Here is a 24,349-nt window from a genome sequence, read left to right on the forward strand (position 1 = left end):
CTACTAGATAGAGACAGTCAGCCTACGTACCTGCGTCACCCATAACGACTCCCGCGTGGCTCGCTTCGAGCGCCGGGATCACGGTTTGCCCCTCCCACAACTGCGTGGCAAGCCATTACGTTATTCAGGAGTATGAAAATGAGCAGCAAGAACAAGGTGATCCAGGCGATCGAATCCGAGCAAATGGGTAAAGAGATTCCGGCCTTTGCACCGGGCGACACCATTGTCGTTCAGGTTAAAGTAAAGGAAGGTACCCGTGAGCGTCTGCAGGCGTTTGAAGGTGTGGTCATCGGTAAGCGTAACCGTGGCCTGAACTCCGCGTTCACCGTACGTAAAATTTCACACGGTGTTGGTGTTGAGCGTACCTTCCAGACCTACAGCCCGCTGGTTGACTCTATTGAAGTCAAGCGTCGCGGCGACGTTCGTCAAGCCAAGCTGTACTACCTGCGCGAGCGCAGCGGCAAGTCGGCGCGTATCAAGGAAAAGCTGGCTTAACGGCCACTTTTTCACGGGCGCACGCTGTTTTTGACAGGCGTTGTGCTCGGATACTAAAACCCCGTCACCGCTTTGCGGGGCGGGGTTTCTGTTTGTGTGGTGCCACCGTCAAGAGGCCGTTAGCCTATGAGCGTGATTGATGCCTATCTGGATGCCTTATGGTTAGAACAGGGGGCAAGCGACCATACGTTAGCGGCTTATCGTCATGATTTAACCGCTTGGCAGCAACAGCTCGAAAGCGCTGGGGAAACACTGTTAACCCCCTCGCCTGAGCGTTTCAGTGAATGGTTGGAAGCGCGCCGAGAGCAAGGTTATCAACTACGCAGCAATGCACGGCTGCTTTCGTCGCTGCGCAGCTTTTATCGTTGGGCGCGGCTTTATGGGCATATTGCCAACGACCCATTAGCTAATGTAGCGCTACCGCCAGTGCGCCCCAGCCTGCCGAATACCTTGGAAGAGGAGGAAGTGGAACGTCTCTTGCTTGCTCCTGATACCAATACTTTGCTTGGGATACGTGATCGCACCATGCTTGAACTGCTGTATGCCTGTGGGCTGCGTGTGTCGGAATTGGTGGGATTGACGGGCGATGCGATCAACCTTCGCCAAGGGGTTGTCCGCGTAAGAGGCAAGGGCGATAAAGACCGGCTGGTCCCGATGGGAGAAGAAGCAGCCGAGTGGATCGAGCGTTATTTGAAGACGGCGCGCCCTGCATTGATGCAAGATCCTACGCGGCCGGCGCTATTCCCTGGCCGAGCAGATAAAGCCATGACCCGGCAAACGTTTTGGCACCGTATTAAAGTTCATGCGATAACTGCAGGAATTACCCGTCCTCTGTCGCCGCATACGTTGCGCCATGCGTTTGCGACCCATTTATTGAATCATGGGGCTAATTTGCGGGTCGTACAGCTGTTGTTAGGTCATAGCGATCTATCGACAACGCAAATTTATACGCATGTTGCCCAGGCGCGCTTGGAGCAGCTGCATGCCGAACACCATCCGCGAGGTTGAAGATACAATGCATCAACGTAGGTCTTTAGTTGCTAAATCCTGTGTTCCCTGGCTGGCGTTGACGGGCTTGTTACTGCCCGTTGTGGCCAGTGCCGACGCCGTTGCAGAACGTTTGGCGGAAAATTTACAAGTTAATGGCCAATCAATGCCGGTGGAGCAAGTAAACGCAACGCCGATGGATGGGGTGTACCACGTTATTCTTGATAGTGGGGAGTCTTTCTACTCCAATGCTGATGGCAGCCACTTTTTGGTAGGGGACCTCTACCAAAATGCGGATAATGGGTTGATTAACTTAACCGAGCAGGCGCAAAACCAGGAAAGAGCGGAGGTGCTTGCTTCTATTCCAGCGAGCGAGCGAGTCGTTTTCCAAGGCGTAAATGAGCCTAAAGCCACGGTTATTGTATTTACTGATCCAACCTGTCCTTACTGCGTGCGTCTGCATGAGGCGATTCCAGAGCTTAACGAACGTGGTATCGCTGTACACTATATGGCGTTCCCGCGTGCAGGTATGGGCAGTGGTGCCGCGACGACGCTTGAGCAAGTATGGTGTTCAGAAAATCGCAGCGAGGCTATGACGCAAGCCAAACAAGACCAAACGTTAGCAGCTTCGGCTAACTGCGATAACCCCGTTGCCGAACAGTACGAATTAGGTAAAGTGCTGGGGGTGCAGGGTACGCCCGCCATTGTGTTGCCTAACGGGCAAATGGTACCTGGGTTTGTACCCCCCGACCGGCTCGTTAGCATGTTAGGCTTGAACGACGAATAACGTCACTTAAGTGACGAACGATAGCGCTGAGACACTGATTTAAGAGGCGGCACCTGGGGTGCCCATCACGAAAGGGGAAGTATTTTGAAACCGGTAAGAGTAGGCATTTGTGGGTTAGGTACGGTCGGTGGCGGTACATTCAACGTATTAACACGTAACGCTGATGACATTAGCCGTCGTGCAGGCCGCCCGATTGTGATTGAGCAGGTTGCCCACCGCAGTATTCATCCTGACTGCGATATTACCGGCATTAATGCGACCTCTGACGTGTTTGAGGTGGCTAACAACCCCAATGTGGATGTGCTGGTAGAGTTAATCGGCGGTTATGACATCGCCCGTGAATTGGTACTGACCGCTATTGAGAACGGCAAACACGTCGTGACTGCCAACAAGGCCTTGATTGCGGTTCACGGTAACGAAATTTTCCGCGCCGCTCATGAGAAAGGCGTTATTGTTGCCTTTGAAGCAGCCGTTGCGGGCGGTATTCCGGTCATCAAATCGTTACGCGAAGGCCTGGGTGCTAACCGCATCGAGTGGGTAGCGGGCATCATTAATGGCACCGGCAACTACATCCTCACGCACATGCGTGATGAAGGCCGCGCGTTTGAAGATGTGTTGGCTGAAGCGCAGGCGTTAGGTTATGCCGAATCTGATCCCACCTTTGATGTGGAGGGTATCGACGCTGCCCATAAGTTGACCATTCTGGCATCCATTGCCTATGGCGTGCCGCTGCAGTTTGAAAAAGCCTTTACCGAGGGGATTTCCCGCATTACTGCCGAAGACGTTGAGCAGGCCGATAACCTGGGCTACGTGATTAAACACCTGGGTATTTCTAAGCGAACTGATCAAGGGCTGGAACTGCGGGTTCACCCGACGCTGATTCCTAAAGAGCGCTTGCTGGCCAATGTGCACGGCGTTAAAAATGCGATTGCTGTGATGGGCGATGCAGTTGGCCCAACGCTTTATTATGGCGCTGGGGCTGGCGCTGAGCCAACGGCTTCTGCGGTGGTCGCTGACCTGCTAGACGTGGCGCGTGACATCACTACCGATCACCACTACCGGGTGCCATATCTGGCCTTTAGCGGCATTGATGAAGATGTGAGCCAACTGCCTATTATGCCGATGGAAGACATCACCACGGCGTATTATCTGCGTCTGCTGGCGGTGGATCGTCCCGGTGTATTGGCACGTGTCGCCACCATCCTGGCTGAGCAGGGCATCTCTATTGAGGCGCTGATCCAGAAAGAAGCGACCGAAGGTGAACTGGTGCCGATCATTCTGCTGACGCACCGCACCAAAGAAAAGCAGATGAACGAAGCGATTCGTGAGATCGAGTCCATGGCGGATATTGCTGGCCCGGTGACCCGTATCCGCGTTGAAAGTCTGGACGAAGGAGAGTAACCCATGCGTTATATCAGTACGCGCGGCCAAGCGCCCGCGCTCTCCTTTGAAGAAGTAGTATTGACGGGTATGGCCAGCGACGGCGGGCTTTACGTGCCGGAAACACTGCCCGAGTTTTCCAAGGAAGAGCTGGCCAGCATGGCCGGTCTTTCCTACGCCGAGATTGCGTTTCGGGTGATGAAGCCGTTTGTAAATGGCGAAATTGACGATGAGACGTTCCGTCGCTTAGTGACAGAAGCCTATGCCACGTTCAACCATGACGCCGTCGTGCCGCTTAAGCAGCTAGATGCTGGTCACTTTCTGCTAGAGCAGTTCCACGGCCCGACGCTTGCGTTTAAGGACGTTGCGTTGCAGCTGCTTGGGCGGCTGCTAGACCACTTTTTGAAAAAGCGTGACGAGCGTGCCGTAATTATGGGCGCGACCTCTGGAGACACGGGATCAGCGGCCATTGAAGGCTGTCGCCACTGCGATAACCTCGACATTTTTATTCTTCATCCACATAACCGTGTATCAGAAGTTCAGCGCCGCCAGATGACCTCGGTGCTGGCTGATAACGTGTTTAATATCGCCATTGAAGGTAACTTCGATGACGCCCAGGCAATGGTCAAGGCCAGCTTTGCCAACCAGGACTTCCTGAATGGCACGCGCTTAGTGGCTGTGAACTCGATCAACTGGGCGCGCATTATGGCGCAGATCGTTTACTACATTGCTGCTGGCGTTGCATTGGGTGCACCCCAGAGGGAAGTTAGCTTCTGCGTTCCGTCGGCTAATTTCGGTAACGTGTTTGCCGGTTATATGGCCTATAAAATGGGCTTGCCGGTTAAGCAGTTCATTATCGCCACTAACTCCAACGACATTCTGCATCGTACGCTGACGGCCAACGACTTTTCCAAAAAAGAGTTGGCAGCGACGCTTGCGCCTTCGATGGATATTGTTGTCTCGTCAAATTTTGAGCGTTTACTGTTCGATGCTTACGACCGTGACGGTGCCGCTGTGGCAGCGCTGCTAGAGCGTTTCCAGCAAGAGCCTACGGCGCTTGCCGATGCACCGCTGGCCAAGCTGCGTGAAAAGTTTGCCAGCCACAGTGTGGATGATGCGACCATTCTTGAAGTCATTCGTGAAGCTCACCACCGTACTGGGGAAATTCTTGACCCCCATACGGCGACTGGCTACCGCGCTGCAGAGCGCGCACGAGTAGATAACACGACGCCGGTGATTACACTGGCGACCGCGCATCCAGCGAAGTTTGCTGAAGCCGTGGTCAAAGCAGGCTTCCAGGGCGTGCCGTTGCCCACTCATATGGACGACCTGCTGGAGCGCGAAGAGCGTTACACAGTGTTGCCCGCTGAGCTAAGCGCCGTGCAGCAGTTTGTCGCTGATAATCGGCGCTGAGGAGTCATGGCCGACGAACCAGCACTCGCGCAGCAGAACGCCAATCAGCCACGCTTAGAGCCTCGTCCACTGGACGAGGCCGTGTATGTACGTGCCCAGGCGGAAGGCTTAAGCGAGCTACAGGCACGGCTATTGGCCTCACGCCTACCGGGTTACACGGGAGAGCTTGCACCGTTGGTGGCGCCAAGCCTGCGTTACTTAGCGCACCCCGAAAAGTTAGCCGATGGCCGCCGCGCCGCTGAACGGATCGCCCAAGCAGTGGCAGAAGGGGAGTCCATCGGCATTCTCACCGATTACGACGTGGATGGTATTACCTCCCACGTGGTGATTCGGCGCACGTTAGTGGAGCTGTTTGGCGTACCCGAACACAAACTACATAGTTTGATTGGGCACCGTATCCACGATGGCTATGGCATTAGCTTGCCGCTGGTGGAACGCACGCTTGGTTTAAAGCCGCTGCCCACGCTGGTGATTACCGCCGACTGCGGTAGCTCAGATGAGCCGCGGATTGCACGGCTCAAAGCCGCCGGTATTGATGTGGTGGTCAGCGACCACCACGCTCTACCGCTGGAAGGTCCACCGCCTTCCGCCTACGCCTGTGTTAACCCAACACGCAGTGATTGTGACTATCCCGATAAAACCATCGCTGGGTGCATGGTGGCATGGCTTTTGATGTCGCTTGCCCGCGGTGTATTGATTGAATGGGGGGCGCTGCCTGATGCGACGCCCAAGCTATCGCCATGGCTCTCTTATGTCGCGCTGGGAACCGTGGCGGACTGTGTTTCTCTGGGCGGCAGCCCCGCCAACCGTGCTGTGGTGAGTCATGGGTTAACGCTGATTAACCGCATGGATGCTGCCTGTTGGCGTGCCATGGCAGCGCGGCTTGGCGCCGATAGTGTGCCGTTTAACGCTGAAACGCTGGCGTTCCAAATGGGGCCAAGAATTAACGCACGCTCACGGCTGGATGACCCCTACGCGGCGCTGCACTTTATGCTGGCGGAGAGCGACAGTGTCGCCAATCGCCAGCTAGAGGTGCTCGATCAAGACAATCAGTCCCGCAAGGCGATCGAGGCGGACATGGCAGAAGAGGCGCGTACCCTGGCTGCTTCTGCGCTGGAAGCCAATGAGCCTGCGGTGGTGGTACTGCTGGAAGACGGCCACCCTGGCGTGCAGGGGATTGTCGCTTCACGGCTGGTGCAGGCCTATGGCCGCCCTGCATTGGTGCTGACTCGCGCGGCGGCGCCCAATATGTTGACCGGCTCTGGCCGCTCGATTGATGGTCTGCATCTGCGCGATGCGTTGCAACGCACCTTTGAGCTAGCCCCCGAGGCCTTGCCACGCTTTGGCGGCCACAGTGGGGCGGCCGGTGTCGGCGTGCCAAGAGAACAGTTGGAAGTCTTTAAAGCCGCCTTTTTACAGGCAGTTGGCGAGCAGCTGGGCGATACGCCGCTTTACCCGCGGCTGTGGACAGATGGCGAGCTTTCTACCGCTCAGCTTTCGTTGTTAACGCTAACTGAAGTTGAAGCGCTTGGCCCTTACGGGCGCGAGTTTGACCCGCCCCTGTTTGAAGGGCGCTTTATTGTTGAGGCGCTACGCCCCGTCGGCGCTGAAGGTTCGCATCTGATGATGGAGCTTTCCATGGGCGCGGTGACCAGTAAAGCGATCTGGTTTCGCGCGTTAACGCCAGGAGAGCTGCCCTCGTTTGGCGTGGGCGATACGTTGCACTGCGCTTACAAACTCAATCGCAACCGCTGGCGAGGTCGAGAGTCGTTGCAGTTGATGGTCGAACACGCCAGCCCTGTCTAATCTTCTTTGCTATTCGCGGGTTTTAGTCAGTGGGCAACATCATTTGATGGTTGAATAAGACAGGAAACTTGGTATGTCAGGCTTACTTAGTGGTGGCAATGTGGCTGCCAAACCGTCACGTATCCTGTTTTTTCCCTTGGGTTGGGTGCTTGCGCATACTGTGCGTTGTATCGAGATAGCCAACGTGCTGCGTCAGCGCGGGCACGAGGTGTTTTTCGCCGGTGATGACCCTAACCATTCCAGTTCTCGCTTGGGCCTTGTTCAAGACGCGGGGTTCCCTCTTCTCTATGCTCGGGAGCCGAATCTTCCCGACATATGGTCACGCTTTCAGCGTCTTGGTTGGAAAGCCTCCTTTTGGGATATGGTGCACCTACGCTATTGGGCGCCTCTGAGCAAGATTGTTGAGTCCCAGCTGCAGGCTATCGAAAAGGTCAAACCTGATCTAGTGGTGGGTGATGCCACGGTAAGTGCCAGTACCGCTGCGTACATTGCCGGCGTACCGTGTGCTGGTGTCATGAATGGCTATGCCGCGAGACTGCTAACGCCGCCAACGCCGACCTACTATGCTGCTAAAGGCTTAGACCGCTACTTATTGTCTGGTATCCGACGGCGACTTTATCAGAGGTATCAGCGGCCAGACCAAAATGCCTTTGACATGCTCTATAACATGCCAATGATTTCGCCTGATTTACCAGGGCTCTACAGCTTGCCTAAACGGTTTCGCGACTATCATATGGTGGGGCCGATCTCACCTGACCTAGCGGCGCCGTTACCTGACTGGTTTGATGAACTCCAAGATGGTACGCCCAATGTTTATATCACCATGGGTTCAACAGGATTGTTGGAGCACTTCCTGTGTAGCACTTACCCCACGTTGGGAGCGCTGCCCTATCGTTTTATGGTGACCACCGGTGGTCAGGTGAGCGAAGAGGTGATGAACGCTGCCCCGAGTAATTTCCGTTTTACGCGCTATGCGCCTGGCTCGCAGCTTTTGGCTCATGCCCGAGCAATGCTATATCACGGTGGGAATGGCAGTATGTATCAGTCATTAGCGGCTGGTGTGCCAATGCTGGCGCTGCCCGCCCACTATGAGCAGCGTCTCAATGCTCAAATTGGCGTGCGCCAAAAATTCGGCTTGCAGATGTCAGTGCGTAGAATTAATCCCAATAAATTGGTGCGACAACTAGAGCGATTAATGCATGAACCTGTATTTCGTCAATCTGCTCAACGCTTTTCAAGCGCCGTACAGAACGCAAATGGGGCAGCCAATGCCGCCAATGTACTAGAGAGTGTTATGGGAGGTTGATGAGATAAGAGCCATTGAGCGTCGGAAATACGTTCTCCCTTACCGGTGATGCCTTTTAAGGCCACTGACGTTGCAGAGTCTCTTGGAATCAGTGCTCGAACAATTCTACAAAAGGACACCCTCATGCGGGACGATCTTCCTAAAGATCCGCATAAATACTATGAAGATATGATGGCCATGCTACTTGGCACGCTGTTTGTTGCTTTAGGAGTGGCATTTTACACCCATTCAGTATTGATTACTGGCAGCACCGCGGGGCTGGCATTACTGCTGAATTACGTGACTGGTTGGGGATTTGGCTTCTGGTTTTTTGCCATTAATTTGCCGTTTTACTATTTGGCGATTAAGCGTATGGGGTGGAGTTTTACGCTGCGCACGTTTGCGGCGATTGGCTTGGTGTCGCTGTTTTCTGAACTCACCCAAGGCTGGGTACAGTTCGCCAATGTTCCATCGCTGTACGCTGCGTTGATGGGGGGCGCTTTAATGGGCATAGGCATGTTGATGCTGTTCCGGCATCGAACCAGCCTAGGGGGAATTAATATTCTCGCGCTCTACCTGCAAGAAAAGCACGGCCTGCGAGCAGGCTATGTGCAGTTGGGCATCGACGGACTAATTCTGCTGGTGGCACTAACCCAACTTCCGTTAGACCGCGTGGGTTACTCTGTGTTGGGGGCTCTGACGCTGAATTTGATTATTGCCTTGAACCACAAACCAGGACGGTACATCGGAGTTAGTTAAACAGAACCAATGATAGTAAGCCGCTGAAGAGTTTTTGCAAAACAGGGTAGATAGCCTCCGATGCCTCAAACCGCCTATTCCTGTTAAAGTAGGCGTCGTTAAATTTAGTTAAAAAGTATGTCCCGCGAATAAGAGTCGATTTCCAAACATATAAATAGTAGGGCAGGGGACAATGCACCACGATAGTGTTTTATCCAAAGCGATAACAACAAACAACTCGAATGGCCACCAGGGGCTTTCTGAGGCATTGAACAGTGCTAAGTGTTTGGAACCTCCGGTCAAGGTAACGCCTGTTTCAGCCAGCAAAGGCATCGTGCATCGGCTGCGTTTGGCGCAGCACAATTTACTTTCTGTCTGGCGGGAAGAAGATTACTCAATACGTACTTCGCGCATGTCGTTGATGAAGCAAGACTATGTCTTGTGTAATAGCCCCGATACGGTTCGTCGTGTTTTCCTTGAACAACATGACAACTATGATCGTAAAAGTCCGCAAATGCGTCGTGCTCTGGAACCGCTACTTGATGATGGGTTGTTTGTCAGCGATGGCGATTTGTGGCGCCAGCGTCGACGCCAGTGTGCGCCATCGCTAACGAATGGCCTGTTGCCCGGTTTCTGTACCACCATGACCGCCTCGGCGGAGGAGACTGCCAAGCGCTGGGCCCAACATCCATCGGACGCGCCCATTGATATGCTGACTGAGATGGCTCATTTGACCGCGCGTATCATTGGCCGAACGATTTTTGGGGATGACACCACAGACGAAGAAGCTGAGCAGGTGGTGGCTGGTTTTACCGAATACCAGCGTCATTCTGAGCACTTAGATATGGCCAATATGCTGGGATTGCCATTTTTAAGTTTGCTAGGTAATCCACTACGAAGAGCACGTACGCGTTATTCGGCAAAACAAGTGCATGAAATTATTGACCGCATCATTGATCGTCATACGTATAGATCAGGGCAAGGACAGCATAGCCTGATTGAGAGCTTTATGACGTCTATGAAGGATGGTGGAGATAATAGCTGCCCGATGGGCCGAAAAGCAGTGCGTAATGAAGCGATTGTCATGTTTATGGCAGGACATGAAACAACCGCCAATGCACTAGCATGGTGTTGGTATTTACTCGATTATGACCCTCATGCTATGGCGCGCCTGCAGCATGAACTTGATGAAGTGCTCGATGGTAGAACACCGTGCTACGAAGATGTCGCTAATCTGCCCTACACCATGGCGGTATTTGAAGAAGCCATGCGGCTATATCCGCCTGTACCTATGCTAAGCCGACAAGCGCGGGGAGACGATAAGGTGCGCAATCGAAATGTGCGTCAAGGCACCGTTTTGTTGGTGTCTCCTTGGTTGTTGCACCGGCATCGTAAATTATGGGAAGCACCCGATCATTTTGTGCCAGAGCGTTTTCTTCCAGAGTCTCCACGTCCAGACAAATTCGCCTATCTACCCTTTAGCGTAGGCCCTCGGGTTTGTCTCGGAAAACGCTTCGGACTTTATGAGGGGGTTCTCTGCTTAGCGACATTGGCACAGCACTTCACGCCAAAACTAGTTTCAGGCCACCAAGTGAGCATTGAATGTCGGCTGACATTACGCCCACAAGGCGGCCTACCCATGATGCTACAACCACGGTGATATTGCTTATCAAGCGTTAAGCCAGAACCACCAGACGATGGCAGCGATCAGGCCAAAGCCAGCCAAGTTAACCAGAATACTCATACGCTTTGCTCCTGTGTTGCAGAGGTGTCCGAGTGGCTGGCAGCGCTTTTGCGCTGGGTTTTCCACAGCCGAAGGCGGTTGGCGTTGCTGACCACGGTAATCGAGGACAGCGACATGGCCGCCCCAGCAATCATCGGCGAGAGCAGCATGCCGGTCAGCGGGTAGAAAACCCCGGCGGCAATCGGGATGCACAGCACGTTGTAGCCAAAGGCGCCGACTAGGTTCTGCTTGATGTTGCGCAGAGTGGCCTGGCTGATCTCAATGGCATCTGCCACCCCATGCAGCGAACCGCGCATCAGCGTCATACCGGCACTTTCAATCGCCACATCGGTGCCTTGGCCGATGGCAAAACCAACGTTGGCACGTGCCAGGGCAGGGGCGTCGTTGATGCCGTCGCCGACCATGCCAACTATTTCTCCTTCTTTCTGCAGGCGCTCAATCTCTGAATGTTTGTCTTCAGGCAAAAGGCCGGCGCGGTAGTCGTCGATGCCCACCTCGCGGGCAATCGCAGCAGCCGTGTGCTGATTATCACCGGTCAGCATCACGACTTTGAGGCCATCGTTTTGCAGCCGTTTGATGGCCGCCTTGGTGTCGTCGCGCAGCGGGTCGCTGATGCCGAACAGCGCCGTTAGCTGGCCGTCAACCGCCAGATAGACCAGAGTGCGTGCCTTATCTTCGAGTTCTCGAGCAGTGTCCTTTCCACCGGTCAGGTCGATGCCCGCATTCTCCAGCAGGCGTGCATTGCCTAGCAGTAAGGCCTTGCCGTCGGATGTTTCGGCCTTGACGCCACCGCCGGTGACGCTGTCGAAGTTGCGGATCTCAGCTGCTTTTGCGTTGGCGTCTTCGCCATGGGCGGTGAGCGCCGCTGCCAGCGGGTGCTCCGAGCCACGCTCCAGCGCCATCACATAGCCAAGCGCGGTCTCTTCATCGCCCTGAAGGGTATGCGCCTCGGTGACGCTGGGCTTGCCTTCAGTCAGCGTGCCGGTCTTGTCGACCACCAGCGTGGTCAGCTTGCTGGCGGTTTGCAGGGCTTCGCCATTGCGCACCAGCACGCCGTGCTCAGCGGCCTTGCCGACCCCGATCATGGTTGAGATAGGTGTGGCCAGACCCAGCGCACAGGGGCAGGCGATAATCAGTACTGTGGTGGCGGTGACCAGCATATGAATTACCCGTGGCTCGGCACCAAAGTTAAACCATACCAACGCCGTCAGCACGGCGATAATCATCACCGAGGGAACGAAAATACTCGATACCTTGTCGGCCAGTTCACCAATCGGCGGGCGTGAGTTCTGAGCGTTGGCCACCTGCTCGGTGATCTGCCCAAGCCGAGTGTCAGCACCCACTCGGGTAGCCTGATAAACAAGCCCGCCCTTGCCGTTGACAGTGCCTGCACTGACCTCATCTCCGGCTGCTTTTTTCACTGGTACCGGCTCGCCGGTCAACATGGATTCATCAATATGGCTGGTGCCTTCGAGCACCTCGCCATCCACCGGCAGGCGCTCGCCAGGGCGCACACGGATATGGTCACCGCTGCGTACGGCGTCAATCTCGATTTCCTGCTCCTCACCGTCGCGGATCACCCGGGCGGTACGGCTTTGTAGATCCAGAAGGCGCTTCAACGCATCGCTGGTGCGGCCACGGGCTTTCAGCTCCATGGCGTTGCCCAGCAGAATCAGGCCAATCACCATGGCTGAAGCTTCAAAGTAGATGCCGTGAGCGACCTCTGGCAGCCAGGGTGCAAAGGCAACCACGGCCATAGAATACAGCCAAGCGGTGCCGGTACCCATGGCGACTAAAGTGTCCATATTGGCCTGGTGATGCTTGAAATTTTTCCAGGCGTTAACAAAAAAGTGACGACCAGGAAAGGCCATGACCGCGAGGGTAAGAAGCCCGATCACCAGCCAGAAAAGCCGCCCACCACCGACAGGGTGAGGGTGGTAGACAAACATGCTGAGCATCAGGGGCAGAGCCAGTGCCAGGGCATAAGCGCTGCCTTTCAGGCGTTGCTTATACTGCTTGGCTTCCTGTTCGGCGCGGGTTTTTTCCGCTTCGCGCATATCGACAATCGGCTCAGCGCTATACCCGATGGAATCCACCGCATCAACCAACGCCTGTGAATCTGCCTGGCCAAATACCTGGGCGGTATGAGTGCCGAAGTTGACGCTGGCGGTTTCAACCCCTGGGGTGTTTTCCAGTGCTTTCTGCACGCTTTTGACACAGCTGGCGCAGGACATGCCGCTGATGGCTAGACGAATCTGCTGGTTACCTGAGCCACTGCGTGATGTCTCTGTCGCTCCCTGGCGACTATCAGCATCAACGCGAGTGTCGCTGTCAACAGCGGTGTCAGCTTCGCTAGGTGAGACGCTGTTTTCATCTGCCGCTTTTTCCAATGACACGTCGCCAGGCGGGTAACCTGCGTCGTGTAGCGCGCTGTTAAGCGTTTCATCCGTTAGCGTGCTGACGACTTCCAAGCGCTTGTCAGCGGGGATGCCGACTACCTCTGCATTAGGGTCCTTGGCCTGGATCGCTTCGCGCATGCGTTTTACACAACCCTGGCAGTTCATGCCTGGCACGGTACGAATCAGCGTTTGTGGTTGCAAGTCGTGTGACTGCATGGTGCCTCCTCGGGAAAGCTTTCGATTAATCGGCACAGGCTATGTCCGTCTGGGGTACCGTCTGGCATGTCCTGCCAACTTTCGAGTGCCTGTTCCATTCGCTGGGCTAGCGCCTCTAGCTCAGCAATGCGCTCACGAATTTGCGGTAGCCGGTGAGAGAGTAAATCGCGCACCAGTGGGCAAGGTGAGTCACCCTGATCAGCGTGAGCCAGGATGTCGCGAATCTCTGCCACGCTAAAGCCAAGCTTACGCGCCCGTTGGATAAAGTTCAGACGCTCTAAGTCAGTCGCTGAAAATAGCTGGTAGCCGTTATCAGGGTGCCGGGTTGGCGCCAGCAACCCCTCGCGGGTGTAATGACGAACCGTTTCAGCGGTAACGCTGCCGCGTTTGGCAAGCTCGCCGACCTTCATCGCTCCAGACTGCATAACGTCCTCTGCGTGGGAGTAGGAATGTTTTTTAGTGTAAAACCTATGGGTAACACATAGGTCAAGCAGTATCGGGACCATCAGTCGGAATGACTAAAACACTGATTTAAAACACTCGTTCGACTAATGTATAAGACAAAACCGAAATAAAACGCTCGTTTGCCCTTGATCCCAAGCGGTCATTGGGCGAAAACTGACGTGGTAAAACAAAGAAGGTGGATGGATGTATCCATCGGATCATTGGGAAGAGAGGCCCACTATGCATAATAAATTTAAAAAGCTTACCTTGGCGGCCGCAGTCGCATCCGTCGCTTTTGCCAGTCAGGCGCAGGCAGGTGGATATCAAATCAACGAGCAGAGCGTTAGTGGCCAAGGCTATGGCCATGCTGGGCGTAGCTCAAATGTACATGATGCAACCATTGTGTACGGTAACCCGGCGGGTATGTCGTTTTTAGACCGGGCCCAAATCACTGCAGGTGGCACGTTCCTCAACGTAAATAGTGACATCTCTAATGTACGTGCTTCACAGAGTAGCCCTGCTTTCCTGCAAGCAACAGGAGGCGCAACAGATACGTTGCCAGTGGCAGGTTCTAACGACGGCGATATGGTGCCAGGTACGCTAATCCCCTTTGCCTTTTATGCCCATCCTGTTAACGAACAGCTAGCGTTTGGTTTTGGGGTATATGCACCCTTCGGCTCGAAAACTGACTATGAAGATGGTTTCCAAGGCCGTAACCAGGGTAATTACACCGAAGTGAAAGTGATGACGGCTCAGCCAACGGTGTCTTATCGCTTCAACGAACAGTGGTCTGTGGGGGCTGGCCTTACCTATAACCGAGTAGAGGGTGAACTTCGCCGTCAGGTGCCCGTGGCAACACCGCTGGGCCTTTCTGAAGTGGATTCACGTGTGGAAGGCGATGATGAGGCCTGGGGTTATAACTTGGGTGTTATCTACCAACCTGCACCTGAAACAACATTTGGTTTAACGTACCGCTCTAAAGTAGATTTCAATCTTGATGGTAGCTTTACGGCGAACTCCCCCGTGCTGGATCAATTAGGCATAGGCACAGTGACGGATACCGCGGCGCTGGATTTAACCACGCCGGAAACTATCAACTTCTCGCTTACCCAGCAAATGAGCGACAACCTCAAACTGATGTTTGGGGCCTCTTGGGCACGTTGGAGCCGCTTTGACCAGATTTTGGTTACTGGCACCGAGCGTGGTGAGATTACTAACGAGCAGCAGAACTACTCCAATGCGTGGGCATTTTCCACCGGTGGTGAGTACCAGTTAACGCCGACGCTGGCACTACGCGCTGGGGTGGCGCTAGACTTTACGCCCACCCAGGATGAAACTCGCAGTGTGCGTATTCCCTCTGACGACCGTCGGATTTTCTCGATTGGTGCAGGCTGGAGCCCCACGCCTGATCTAACCTTGGACGTTGCCTACTCGTACCTTACCGAGCGCAGCACCCAGATTGATCAAAGCAAAACTGACAGCTTCACCGTGGCCGGTCAGCAAACGCCACCGATTACCTCCAACTACTCAGCAGACTATAAAAACGAAGCCCATGGTTTCGGTGCTCAGCTTACTTATCGCTTCTGATAGACGGTGCGTTAGCGCTATTTTGTAGATCGTTAAGAGTGACTAGCCCGGCGTAAGCCGGGTTTTTTGCGTGGCGAGCTTTTTCGGGATGGGTGCGGTAAGCGTTGGCTTTCGTTACAATGCGTCTCAGAATTCCGCCGCTGGGGCGGCTGGCGTTGGCATTTTTTAAGCCTGGGCGTCTAGCTGTCCCAGCGGCGCCTGTCTCTTTTGAACCGTGCGATACTGACCAAGGCTAGGCGATCCATGTTGGAAACTAATCCGATTCATAACCAGATCAAGGACCTGTCTGAGCGGACAGACGTTCTTAGGGGGTATCTTTGACTATGCCGAACGTAAAGATCGGTTAGAAGAAGTCTCCCGCGAGCTTGAAGATCCCAACGTTTGGAACGACCCAGACTACGCCCAAAAGCTGGGTAAAGAGCGTGCATCATTAGAAGCCATTGTGGCCACCATCGATGAGCTTGACCAGGGCTTGGCTGACAGCCGCGACCTGCTTGAACTTGCTGAGATGGAAGATGACGAAGGCACCGTTGATGAGGTGCGCAAAGAGCTTGATGGCCTGCAAGTAGCACTGGAAAAGCTCGAATTTCGCCGCATGTTTTCAGGTGAAATGGATGCTAACAACGCTTACCTCGATATTCAGTCCGGGTCGGGCGGCACCGAAGCTCAAGATTGGGCGAATATCCTATTGCGTATGTACTTACGCTGGGCTGAGAGCCACGGTTTCAAAGCAGAGATTATCGAAATTTCCGCAGGTGAAGTGGCGGGTATCAAATCAGCGTCGCTGCATATCCAAGGCGACTACGCCTTCGGCTGGCTGCGCACTGAAACCGGTGTTCACCGTTTAGTGCGTAAGAGTCCGTTTGATTCGGGCGGCCGTCGTCACACCTCATTTGCATCGGTATTTCTGTCGCCGGAAATCGACGATAGCTTTGAGGTTGATATTAATCCCTCGGATCTTCGGGTAGATACCTACCGCTCCAGTGGTGCGGGTGGTCAGCACGTTAACACCACCGACTCAGCAGTGAGGATTACCCACGAGCCGAGCGGCATTGTGGTGGCGTGTCAGAATCAGCGCAGCCAGCACGCCAACCGCGACTTCGCTATGAAGCAGTTAAAAGCGAAGCTGTGGGAACATGAAATGCAAAAGCGCAATGCGGCTAAGCAGGAAGCGGAAGACTCTAAAGCTGATATCGGTTGGGGTAGCCAAATTCGCTCATATGTACTGGACGATCAACGCATCAAAGACCTGCGCACCGGCGTTCAGTCCAGCAACTGCGACAAAGTGCTCGACGGCGATTTAGATCAGTTTATCGTCGCCAGCCTAAAGCAGGGTTTGTAAGAAGCCTCTGATTAATGTGATGAGCGCAGACCAGACAAGGCAAAAATCAACGAAAAAGCGCAGTTTACGGGTTGTAAATGAGCATTTTGAGGCGATTTTTAACGCAGTATGGTCAAGCGCAATAGTTAATCAGGGGGTTCGTCATCTTTTTAGCGTTTGAACATGAACAGGGTGCCCAATGGCTAACCAAGACGCGTCTTCTCTCGATAACGAAAACCACCTAATCGCTGAGCGCCGTGCCAAGCTCGCAGCTCGCCGTGAGCGCGCCGCTGAGCAGGGTAAGAGCGCTTTCCCGAACGATTTTCGCCGTGACAGTCTCACGGTTGAGCTACACAACCTGCTAGGCGAAAAGGATAAAGCGGAGCTTGAAGCGCTTGATCATCAAGCGTCGGTGGCTGGGCGCGTCATGCGTCAGCGTGGCCCATTTATCGTGATTCAAGACGTGGCCGGCCAGATCCAGCTGTATGTGGACAAGAAGGGGCTGCCTGCCGACCTGCTTGAGGACATCAAGGGATGGGATATCGGTGACATCGTCGCCGCACGTGGCCCTGTGCATAAGTCGGGTAAGGGCGATTTGTACGTGATGATGAGAGAGGCGCAGCTGCTGACCAAGAGCCTACGCCCGCTGCCGGATAAGTTTCACGGCCTGACTGACCAGGAAGCGCGCTATCGTCAGCGCTACGTTGACCTGATCATGAACCCGCAGTCACGTAAGGTGTTTGAGACCCGCGCGGCGGTGATTAGCTCCATGCGTCGTTTCTTTGAAGCCCGCGGCTTTATGGAGGTTGAAACGCCGATGCTGCAGCCAATCCCAGGCGGCGCGGCGGCACGGCCGTTTATTACCCACCATAATGCGCTGGATATTGATATGTATCTGCGCATTGCGCCTGAGCTTTACCTCAAGCGCCTAGTGGTGGGTGGTTTCGAGAAAGTGTTTGAAATAAACCGTAATTTCCGTAACGAAGGGCTATCTACGCGGCATAACCCTGAGTTTACCATGGTCGAATTCTATTGGGCCTACGCGGATTATCGCGATCTGCTCGATATGACTGAAGCCATGCTGCGCACTGCGGCCCAAGAAGTGCTGGGCACCACCACTATTGTGTATCAAGGCGCTAGCTACGACTTCGGCCAGCCTTTCCATCGCCTGACGCTACGCCAAGCGATTTTGGATCATGGCGACGGCATCACCGATGAAGATCTGGAGTCGCTGGAAGCCGCACAAGCCGTTGCAGCAACGCTGGGTATTAAAGTAAAGCCGAGCTGGGGGCTGGGCAAAATTCAGACCGAGATCTTCGAAGAAGTGGCTGAGCACAAGCTGGACCAGCCGACGTTCATCACCGAATACCCAGCAGAAGTAAGCCCGCTGGCGCGCCGTAATGACGCCAACCCATTTGTTACCGATCGGTTTGAGTTCTTTGTTGGTGGCCGAGAAATTGCTAATGGCTTCTCGGAGCTTAATGACGCCGAAGATCAGGCTGAGCGCTTCCGTGAGCAGGCAGCCGAGAAAGATGCCGGTGATCTGGAAGCAATGTATTTTGACGCTGACTACGTGCGCGCGTTGGAGTATGGCTTACCGCCAACGGCGGGAGAGGGAATTGGTATTGATCGCTTGGTGATGCTGTTTACCGATAGCCCCTCTATTCGAGACGTACTGCTGTTCCCAGCGATGCGTCCCGAAGTCAGCGAGTAACGGCTTCGCAGTCTACCGAAAGACGCCTTTAGACAATGGCGTGCGGCACAAAGCAGCTCGAGTCCTTGGTAATTCTGCCAACGTCTTCACGAATACCAATGCCGCACGCCCTGTCACCCACTACCCAACTGCCGATCAGGGCATGCCGTTCGCCAAAGCGCGGTAGTGGGTGGTAGGCCTGCAGAATACGCGGGTTGTCGGTATAGGGGCCATCAACGGCTTCGTACTGTCCACTCGTGGTTATCAGCTCAATATTGCTCCCTTCCCGAGAGAAAAATGGTTTGCGCACCCAGCCGGGAGCCAGCGACGTGCCATCACTGGTGTCAAAATACGCCGGTAGCAGATTAGGGTGGCCCTCATTCCATTGCCAGAGCAACGGCAGAATACCCTTATTGCTGAGGATCGCTTTCCACGGTGGTTCGAACCAGTGGGTTTTCATTTTGGGTAGCAGCTCACCAAAAGCGTCATCACTCATTTCTTCCCAAGGGTAGAGCTTAAACAGCGCACGGATGGGCCGATTTTCCAAGTCTACAAAACAGCGGTGATCTGTGTCGGGTTGATAGCCGATATCTTCGATATGAACAAAAGGAGCGTTAAGACCTGCCTGTAAAGCACAGTCTTGCAAATAGGCAACTGTAGCGCGATCTTCTTCATGGGCTTTGATAGAAGCGAAGTGTAGTGACGGAGGTGCCGATGTGTCCCGCTCAAGGCGCTGCCCAATGTGGGCGAAGGCTGCAATCAGACGCTCTTGAATCGAGTTGAATTGATCGGCATGAGCAGGCAGCAGGCGTTGTTCGATCACCTGCTCAAGCCACAGCCACTGAAAGAAGCCAGCCTCGTAAATGCTGGTGGGCGTATCGTAGTTAAGCTCTAGCAGTTTGGCAGGCCCATTACCGCTGTAGGCAAAGTCCATACGCCCATACAGGTGAGGTTGTCCACTGCGCCAGGAGTCACGAATAACACCCCACATCCTTTCAGGAATGTTCAGCTGATGGAGAAGAGCATCGGACTGACAAACCCTGTCCACGGCATCCATACACATCTCGTGTAGCGCTTCGGTGGGGTCTTCGATGTCTTGTTCAATCTGTTCCAGCGTGAACTGGTAATAGGCATCCTCGGTCCAGTAGGGCTCCCCTTCAATCGTATGGAAGTGAAACCCTAACTGGTGCGCTAGCTCGCGCCATTGAGGGCGTTCAGGGATGGCAACGCGCAACATAAAGCGGCTCCTTGCTAGCACAGGTGAGGGCGACGGAAGAGGTTAAGCGAACTAAGGTTAGCTTAGGAGCCAAATCCACCCCGTGCGCTGGAGCGCGAGCCGAACCCAGAGCGTTGAGTCGCTCGCTGATTGGACTGCATTGTCGATGATCGGAAAGCCTGATTACGTTGTTCCACCCGTGACGAAGCGGAAGACGATGCAGCGTTCCAGTCGCCGCGATTCTGGCGGGTGCGGTAGACCGGCTCTTGATACAGGCTTTGTACCCGTGCGCCATTGCGGTTAGCCATCATGTTGCCAACCATATAGCCCATCAGCGCGGGGCCAAACCAACTGCCACCTTGGCCCTGCTGAGCCGATTGAGGTGGTGGCTCACAGGCCCCTTCGCCATGTACCTGTTCGCAAGCTTCTAAGGAATCAAAGCGCGGAACCGCTTCAACGGCTGCGGTAAACGCCGCCTCACAAGCGGTACGCGTGTAAAGCTCGTCTGCTACGCACTCATCTACGTTCTGGTAGGCCTTGGGTTCGGAGAAGTTGACGTCCGACAGCGTGTCTTGCGGCGCGGATGACTGCCCGCAGCCGGCTAACGCGGCTGTGCCGGCCGCGCCCATTAAAGCCAGGGTCAGCCGAGAACTGCGTTTGCGGCGAGGTGGCTGGTTAGATGATTGCATTGAAACCTCCCGTTACCAGATCATGGACGCTGCGTTGAGCAGGCCAACCGCGATAGCGACGGTCGCCGCGAAAATGCCGTATGCCATATGGCCATCGGTAATATGTCCGGAAAGGCTCTGACCTTTGCTTTTCAGTACCAGCTTGATAGCAAAGAAGGTAACGATTTGTACGATAAAGGCGATGATGCCCCAGGCGATAAAATCAATGAAGCTCACGCTGTTCGCCATAGCGCTGTAGAGCGGTATGGTAAAGCCTAGTGTGGCGCCACCAAAGGCAGTTGCTGCAGCGGCGTTGCCTTCTTGAATCAACTTCCATTCGTGATGAGGGGTAATCTTGCTGTATGCGACCATGAACGCTACCAGCAGGATGGCCGCAGTGATCAAGTAGGCGAAAAACGCTGGTAGGCCTGCCAAGTACATACCGATATTGCCCATTATCGTTTCCTTTTTTAGTCGTCAATCGTAGGTGGTAAATCGTACGCCGTGGATCGCAATCAGTGTGCTTCGATAATCAGCGCACTGATATCAATGCCCAGGCTAGTGACTAACTGATAGCTGCCTTCCAACTCATCGGCTTCAGCGCTTAGTAGGATATATTCAAAGCGCTCTGAGGCCTGATCATGGCGCTCATAAAGCATGCAGTGGTGCATGACGTGGGATATACCGCTGCCATCGGCGCGGGTCACCGTTTCTTCAAGCACTACCGGTGCTGACCATTCGCTATTTTCAGCGCCCCAGACGCGCTGATAGCGTTTCAGGTCGTCTTGAGTCTCACTGTCGGTTTCCAGCGTAAAGCGCTGTTGGCCGAGTGGATGAGACGGCGTCTGGCTATCCGGTTGATTGATCAAACCATCAAACTCAAGGTTAGAAACGTGTTGCGACGACAAGAAGTCGAACAGTTTGTATTCAAACACCTTGCCATTGGCAATGGAGGCCTGAATCCAGGTGTCATTTTCCAGATAAAAGCGCGCGAGTTGTTCACCTTGGCCGAGTTCGACGACGCCGACCGCGGCTATTTCTTGGGTCTCACCGCTCCAGCTGGCATCAAAATTCAGGCTATCAAACGCTTTCAGCGACAGCATATTGAGCGACACCATGCCACCAAGCCGCAGGCCGTTAAAATCGTCTGGGGTCATGCCTGCTGGCAGGCCGCTAGAACGCTGGGCAGTTTCGCTGGTGTGTTTTTGTTGCACGCTTTTACTGTTGGCACGAAATAACGATTTAAGTGAACCAAGCATGGTGATGAATCTCCATAAAGCGGCTGGGTGTCATGACAGCAAAGATGAAAAGTGGGCCGACGTCAGACGCTCATAGGCCATGTAATACAGCACATCGCCGTCACTCAGCTCACGGGAAGACGGTGGGTTGAGCATATTCGCTTCGTCACTAATGGAGGTGACGCCAAGCAAGGTGGCATTATGCGCTTCCTTGGCTAAGGCGAATAATTGGCCAAACGTGCTGCCTTTGGGAATGTCTTGCAGCTGCGTTTGGTACTGAGTGGCCCCATGGTTCACGGCGAGCAGCTCATTAACGACGCGGCTAATGCCAGCATCGGTGGCTGATCGCACCAGCATTTCTAGCGCCATGGCTTCAGTGCATTCGATGCCAGGTAGCGTGCGCCGCAACATCGCTGCGGTATTAGGGTTTTCGCAGTGGGCAACGATGTGGCAACCAGGAGATTTCAGGCTATAAGCGGAAAGCGCTACGGTGGCCACGCGTTCATCGCTGCCATCATAGATAATAATACGGCTAGCATTTTCAACACCGGCGCGTTTGAGCAGCGCCATATTGGCGAAGCTATCACCCTTGACGAATTTTAGATCGCCCGGGCGTGGGTTGTTGATGTCTTTGGTGACACACAGCACGATTTCATCGGGTAGCTGCCGATCAGCTTTGAGAATATCAATGATCTTTTCAGTGGTTTCTCCATGCCAGCCGAGCACTACCGTGTGACCAGTAAGATCGCTGTAATCGCCTTTTCCTTGCATTTGCTGCCTCCAAAAGTTGCCCACCGTAACGGTTGCCTTACCGATCAGGGCAGCAAATAGTGAAATGCCGCCCGGAATTAGGTAAAACACAGCGATCAGCTGCCCAGCAGTTGAGCTTGGTGAGAAATCCCCATAGCCCACGGTAGACGCTGTAACGACGTAAAAATACAGCCACAACGACAGTGAACCCGTGACCTCTTCGCCGGTGAGCCCCATGAGCAGCCACGAGGTTGTCATATGAGCCAGCGCCAACAGCAGCAGAAACGTCCAACTGACGTTAATAGTAGAGGCTTTTAAAACTTTCAGTAGCCGTTGTAGCACTGGCATGGCGTCACTCTTCCTTGTGTTCAGGCGGTAGTGTTAACGCTGGCACTCAGTTTCCAGCATTTTGCTTGGCTTTTAGGCGAGCAAGCACATCGCTTCCTGAGGTTTGCTGTTTGCCGATACCCGCTTGAGAAAGACGCGCTTCCAAGTCGGCCCCAGACTCCTGGGCTTGCAGTGATTCGCCAATTTTGAGCTTTTCAGCCTGCAGTGCCTGGCGCTCTTTAATGCGCTCCAGAGAGGCAACAGCGCTGCTCATGCTGGCATTTTGACCAGCGTGTTGAGATGCCACGGCAGCCTGCGCCTTTTGTGCAGCTTCAGTCGCCTTAACGTGAGACATCTGCTGCTCAACGCGGCGGATTTCACCCTTCGATTTAGCAATAGTCGACTTTAATGCTTCGATGGTGCCATCGTACTGGGTGACATTGGCCTGAGCGATTTCGCGCTCACTTTCCAAGCGGGCAATTTCGCCGGCAACTTCCTCAGCTAGGCTCTGTTCACCTTTCTCAAGTGCAGCCATAGCGCTTTTTTCATACTCAGCCATTTTATCGGACAGTGCATCGACTTCTTTTGCAGCAAGATTGCGTCTGGCCATGATGGTAGTAAGCTCTTCATTAGCTCGATTCATTGCCGTTTTAGCGTCACGTAGTTCTTGTTCCATGATACGAATCCCCTGACTATCGACAATCGCTTCGCCGGTTTCAGTGGCTTTGCCGCGTAGGGCGGTAAACATTTTGCGTAGTAACATTGGGTAACTCCTTAAGACGAACCAATCCGACGCTTGCACGCAGGACGAACAACCGGTTGATACTGAATCACATGAGCAATCAGTCGATTAAATCGGCAATTTCCAGTGCGGCCTGAGCACAGGCTTCAACTTCCGCACTGATCGCTTCGAGCTTGCAATCTGCAAATAGTTGGCCATAAACCACGTAGTAATCTTCGTCACCAAGGGTGTGAATGCCAACACTGACCAGTGGTAAGGCCATGCCCAAACGTAGCAAAGCATCATTGAAGGTGTTGATATCTTCAACAGCGCTGGTAGGGGCCACTTCGCTCATTACCAGCCACTCTTCGTCGGAATACGTTAGGGTAACAGGTAAGTCACCGTAGTCCTTGAGCGTAAACACCAGTGAGTCATTGTCTTGGTCGAGTGCGATATCAGCGTTAGGCCAATTCAGCTCATTCTGTTCCACGCTGAGTTTAATCGCTTCGAGTCGTGTTTGAGTGTTCATTGAGCGTATCCTAATTTGCTTTCCAACACAGGCTTGTAACGGCCTGTGTTGCTAAGTAACAGTAAGTCGTTAAACCTAAATACTGCCTCATTTTACGCATTGAAACGATATTGCGTCTGCACCGATGGCAAACTAATCCGTTAGCACCCATAATGATCAACGTTTCGACGGCGAGGAGAATCCCATGAAACTGCTAAATCGCTCTGCCCTGAGCGTCAGGCCGACCCAGACCTTCGTGGACTGGATCAATGCGCTCGAACCCACCATGGGAGACGACGACCTGACCCTGGACGACGTCGAACGTGAAAGCACGGTGTACCTTATCCCCGAGATGGATACCCCAGAAGCGCTTGAGACGTTCGTGCGTGAGCGCTACGCAGAAATCCTGGAGACCGAGCTGCGTGCTTGGGAAGAGGATGAGCGCCAATGGCCGGAAAAGCTCGACTGGTCACTGTTTCAAGCATTTGTTCGCATTGAGCATAGCTATCTTGCGATTGATCTTGACGATGAAACCGCACTTGAGATTTCTGACGTTGATGACGCACTGCTGCTCGATAACGAGCAAGACTAGCGTATTGGCGTCTTGATATATGCGCATTGTAGAA

General features: G+C 54.0%; 22 protein-coding genes. 13 read left to right on the forward strand and 9 right to left on the reverse strand.

Features of this window, described 5'->3' with window-relative positions:
- The first annotated feature begins 138 nt into the window (after nucleotides 1-138).
- The 9 genes from rplS (at nucleotide 139) to K1Y77_RS02150 (ending at nucleotide 10,551) form a co-directional block, all read left to right on the forward strand.
- Nucleotides 139-495, forward strand: coding sequence for a 50S ribosomal protein L19 (rplS, locus tag K1Y77_RS02110; protein WP_009724084.1), 357 nt, complete (start codon nucleotides 139-141; stop codon nucleotides 493-495).
- Nucleotides 496-621: 126 nt separating this feature from the next.
- A complete protein-coding gene (xerD, locus tag K1Y77_RS02115) occupies nucleotides 622-1,503 on the forward strand; it encodes a site-specific tyrosine recombinase XerD (RefSeq protein ID WP_030074423.1) in 882 nt (293 codons plus the stop codon).
- Nucleotides 1,478-2,269, forward strand: coding sequence for a DsbC family protein (locus tag K1Y77_RS02120; protein WP_264430101.1), 792 nt, complete (start codon nucleotides 1,478-1,480; stop codon nucleotides 2,267-2,269). The genes xerD and K1Y77_RS02120 overlap by 26 nt, the downstream gene beginning before the upstream one ends.
- Before the next feature lie 84 nt (nucleotides 2,270-2,353).
- Nucleotides 2,354-3,670: a homoserine dehydrogenase gene (locus K1Y77_RS02125; RefSeq protein WP_030074419.1), complete on the forward strand. Its 1,317-nt coding sequence runs from the start codon at nucleotides 2,354-2,356 to the stop codon at nucleotides 3,668-3,670.
- Between the two features lie 3 nt (nucleotides 3,671-3,673).
- Nucleotides 3,674-5,062: a threonine synthase gene (thrC, locus tag K1Y77_RS02130; RefSeq protein ID WP_030074418.1), complete on the forward strand. Its 1,389-nt coding sequence runs from the start codon at nucleotides 3,674-3,676 to the stop codon at nucleotides 5,060-5,062.
- A gap of 6 nt (nucleotides 5,063-5,068) precedes the next feature.
- Entirely contained in the window at nucleotides 5,069-6,868 is a 1,800-nt protein-coding gene (locus K1Y77_RS02135; RefSeq protein ID WP_264430103.1) for a single-stranded-DNA-specific exonuclease RecJ, read from the forward strand.
- Between the two features lie 73 nt (nucleotides 6,869-6,941).
- Entirely contained in the window at nucleotides 6,942-8,174 is a 1,233-nt protein-coding gene (locus K1Y77_RS02140) for a glycosyltransferase (protein ID WP_264430105.1), read from the forward strand.
- A 123-nt stretch (nucleotides 8,175-8,297) separates the two neighbouring features.
- Nucleotides 8,298-8,912, forward strand: coding sequence for a YitT family protein (locus K1Y77_RS02145; RefSeq protein WP_264018912.1), 615 nt, complete (start codon nucleotides 8,298-8,300; stop codon nucleotides 8,910-8,912).
- Between the two features lie 172 nt (nucleotides 8,913-9,084).
- Complete coding sequence (locus K1Y77_RS02150) at nucleotides 9,085-10,551, forward strand: cytochrome P450 (protein ID WP_264430107.1); 1,467 nt, start codon at nucleotides 9,085-9,087, stop codon at nucleotides 10,549-10,551.
- Between the two features lie 80 nt (nucleotides 10,552-10,631).
- Here K1Y77_RS02150 and K1Y77_RS02155 read toward each other — a convergent pair whose 3' ends face one another.
- Together K1Y77_RS02155 and K1Y77_RS02160 are read right to left on the reverse strand one after the other, a co-directional pair.
- Complete coding sequence (locus tag K1Y77_RS02155; RefSeq protein WP_264430110.1) at nucleotides 10,632-13,250, reverse strand: heavy metal translocating P-type ATPase; 2,619 nt, start codon at nucleotides 13,248-13,250, stop codon at nucleotides 10,632-10,634.
- Nucleotides 13,217-13,660 carry a MerR family transcriptional regulator gene (locus K1Y77_RS02160; RefSeq protein ID WP_030074406.1) on the reverse strand — a complete coding sequence of 148 codons (444 nt, stop codon included), beginning with the start codon at nucleotides 13,658-13,660 and terminating at the stop codon, nucleotides 13,217-13,219. The genes K1Y77_RS02155 and K1Y77_RS02160 overlap by 34 nt, the downstream gene beginning before the upstream one ends.
- A 274-nt stretch (nucleotides 13,661-13,934) precedes the next feature.
- On the opposite strand from K1Y77_RS02160, the gene K1Y77_RS02165 reads away from it, so the two are divergent.
- The 3 genes from K1Y77_RS02165 to lysS all read left to right on the forward strand — a co-directional run bounded on the left by K1Y77_RS02165 (nucleotide 13,935) and on the right by lysS (nucleotide 18,316).
- Nucleotides 13,935-15,281: an OmpP1/FadL family transporter gene (locus K1Y77_RS02165; RefSeq protein WP_264430114.1), complete on the forward strand. Its 1,347-nt coding sequence runs from the start codon at nucleotides 13,935-13,937 to the stop codon at nucleotides 15,279-15,281.
- Nucleotides 15,282-15,524: 243 nt separating this feature from the next.
- A protein-coding gene (gene prfB, locus K1Y77_RS02170; protein WP_406567248.1) for a peptide chain release factor 2 occupies nucleotides 15,525-16,623 on the forward strand; the annotation gives its coding sequence in 2 pieces (ribosomal slippage) (nucleotides 15,525-15,599 and nucleotides 15,601-16,623; 1,098 coding nt in all).
- 178 nt (nucleotides 16,624-16,801) lie between these two features.
- Nucleotides 16,802-18,316 (forward strand): lysine--tRNA ligase, encoded by a 1,515-nt coding sequence (gene lysS / locus K1Y77_RS02175; protein ID WP_264430116.1) that lies wholly within the window; start codon nucleotides 16,802-16,804, stop codon nucleotides 18,314-18,316.
- A 28-nt stretch (nucleotides 18,317-18,344) separates the two neighbouring features.
- Here the strand turns inward: lysS and K1Y77_RS02180 are convergent, their stop codons facing one another.
- From K1Y77_RS02180 to K1Y77_RS02210, 7 genes are all read right to left on the reverse strand, one after another.
- The gene (locus tag K1Y77_RS02180) at nucleotides 18,345-19,532 is read right to left on the reverse strand and encodes a glutathionylspermidine synthase family protein (protein WP_030074399.1); all 1,188 of its coding nucleotides are present in this window, start codon (nucleotides 19,530-19,532) and stop codon (nucleotides 18,345-18,347) included.
- A gap of 62 nt (nucleotides 19,533-19,594) precedes the next feature.
- Complete coding sequence (locus K1Y77_RS02185; protein WP_030074397.1) at nucleotides 19,595-20,200, reverse strand: DUF1190 domain-containing protein; 606 nt, start codon at nucleotides 20,198-20,200, stop codon at nucleotides 19,595-19,597.
- Nucleotides 20,201-20,212: 12 nt separating this feature from the next.
- Nucleotides 20,213-20,635, reverse strand: coding sequence for a DUF350 domain-containing protein (locus tag K1Y77_RS02190; protein WP_030074396.1), 423 nt, complete (start codon nucleotides 20,633-20,635; stop codon nucleotides 20,213-20,215).
- Between the two features lie 59 nt (nucleotides 20,636-20,694).
- Entirely contained in the window at nucleotides 20,695-21,438 is a 744-nt protein-coding gene (locus tag K1Y77_RS02195; RefSeq protein ID WP_264430120.1) for a YjfK family protein, read from the reverse strand.
- 30 nt (nucleotides 21,439-21,468) lie between these two features.
- Nucleotides 21,469-22,515, reverse strand: coding sequence for an ion channel (locus K1Y77_RS02200; protein ID WP_030074392.1), 1,047 nt, complete (start codon nucleotides 22,513-22,515; stop codon nucleotides 21,469-21,471).
- A gap of 46 nt (nucleotides 22,516-22,561) precedes the next feature.
- A complete protein-coding gene (locus K1Y77_RS02205) occupies nucleotides 22,562-23,257 on the reverse strand; it encodes a PspA/IM30 family protein (RefSeq protein ID WP_030074391.1) in 696 nt (231 codons plus the stop codon).
- A gap of 79 nt (nucleotides 23,258-23,336) precedes the next feature.
- Nucleotides 23,337-23,744 (reverse strand): DUF2170 family protein, encoded by a 408-nt coding sequence (locus K1Y77_RS02210; protein ID WP_030074389.1) that lies wholly within the window; start codon nucleotides 23,742-23,744, stop codon nucleotides 23,337-23,339.
- A gap of 184 nt (nucleotides 23,745-23,928) precedes the next feature.
- Here K1Y77_RS02210 and K1Y77_RS02215 point away from each other — a divergent pair, with 184 nt between their 5' ends.
- The gene (locus K1Y77_RS02215) at nucleotides 23,929-24,315 is read left to right on the forward strand and encodes a hypothetical protein (protein ID WP_030074387.1); all 387 of its coding nucleotides are present in this window, start codon (nucleotides 23,929-23,931) and stop codon (nucleotides 24,313-24,315) included.
- Nucleotides 24,316-24,349 lie beyond the last annotated feature (34 nt).

The organism is Halomonas qaidamensis (genome assembly GCF_025917315.1).
In the GTDB taxonomy this organism is placed as follows: Bacteria; Pseudomonadota; Gammaproteobacteria; order Pseudomonadales; family Halomonadaceae; genus Vreelandella; species Vreelandella qaidamensis.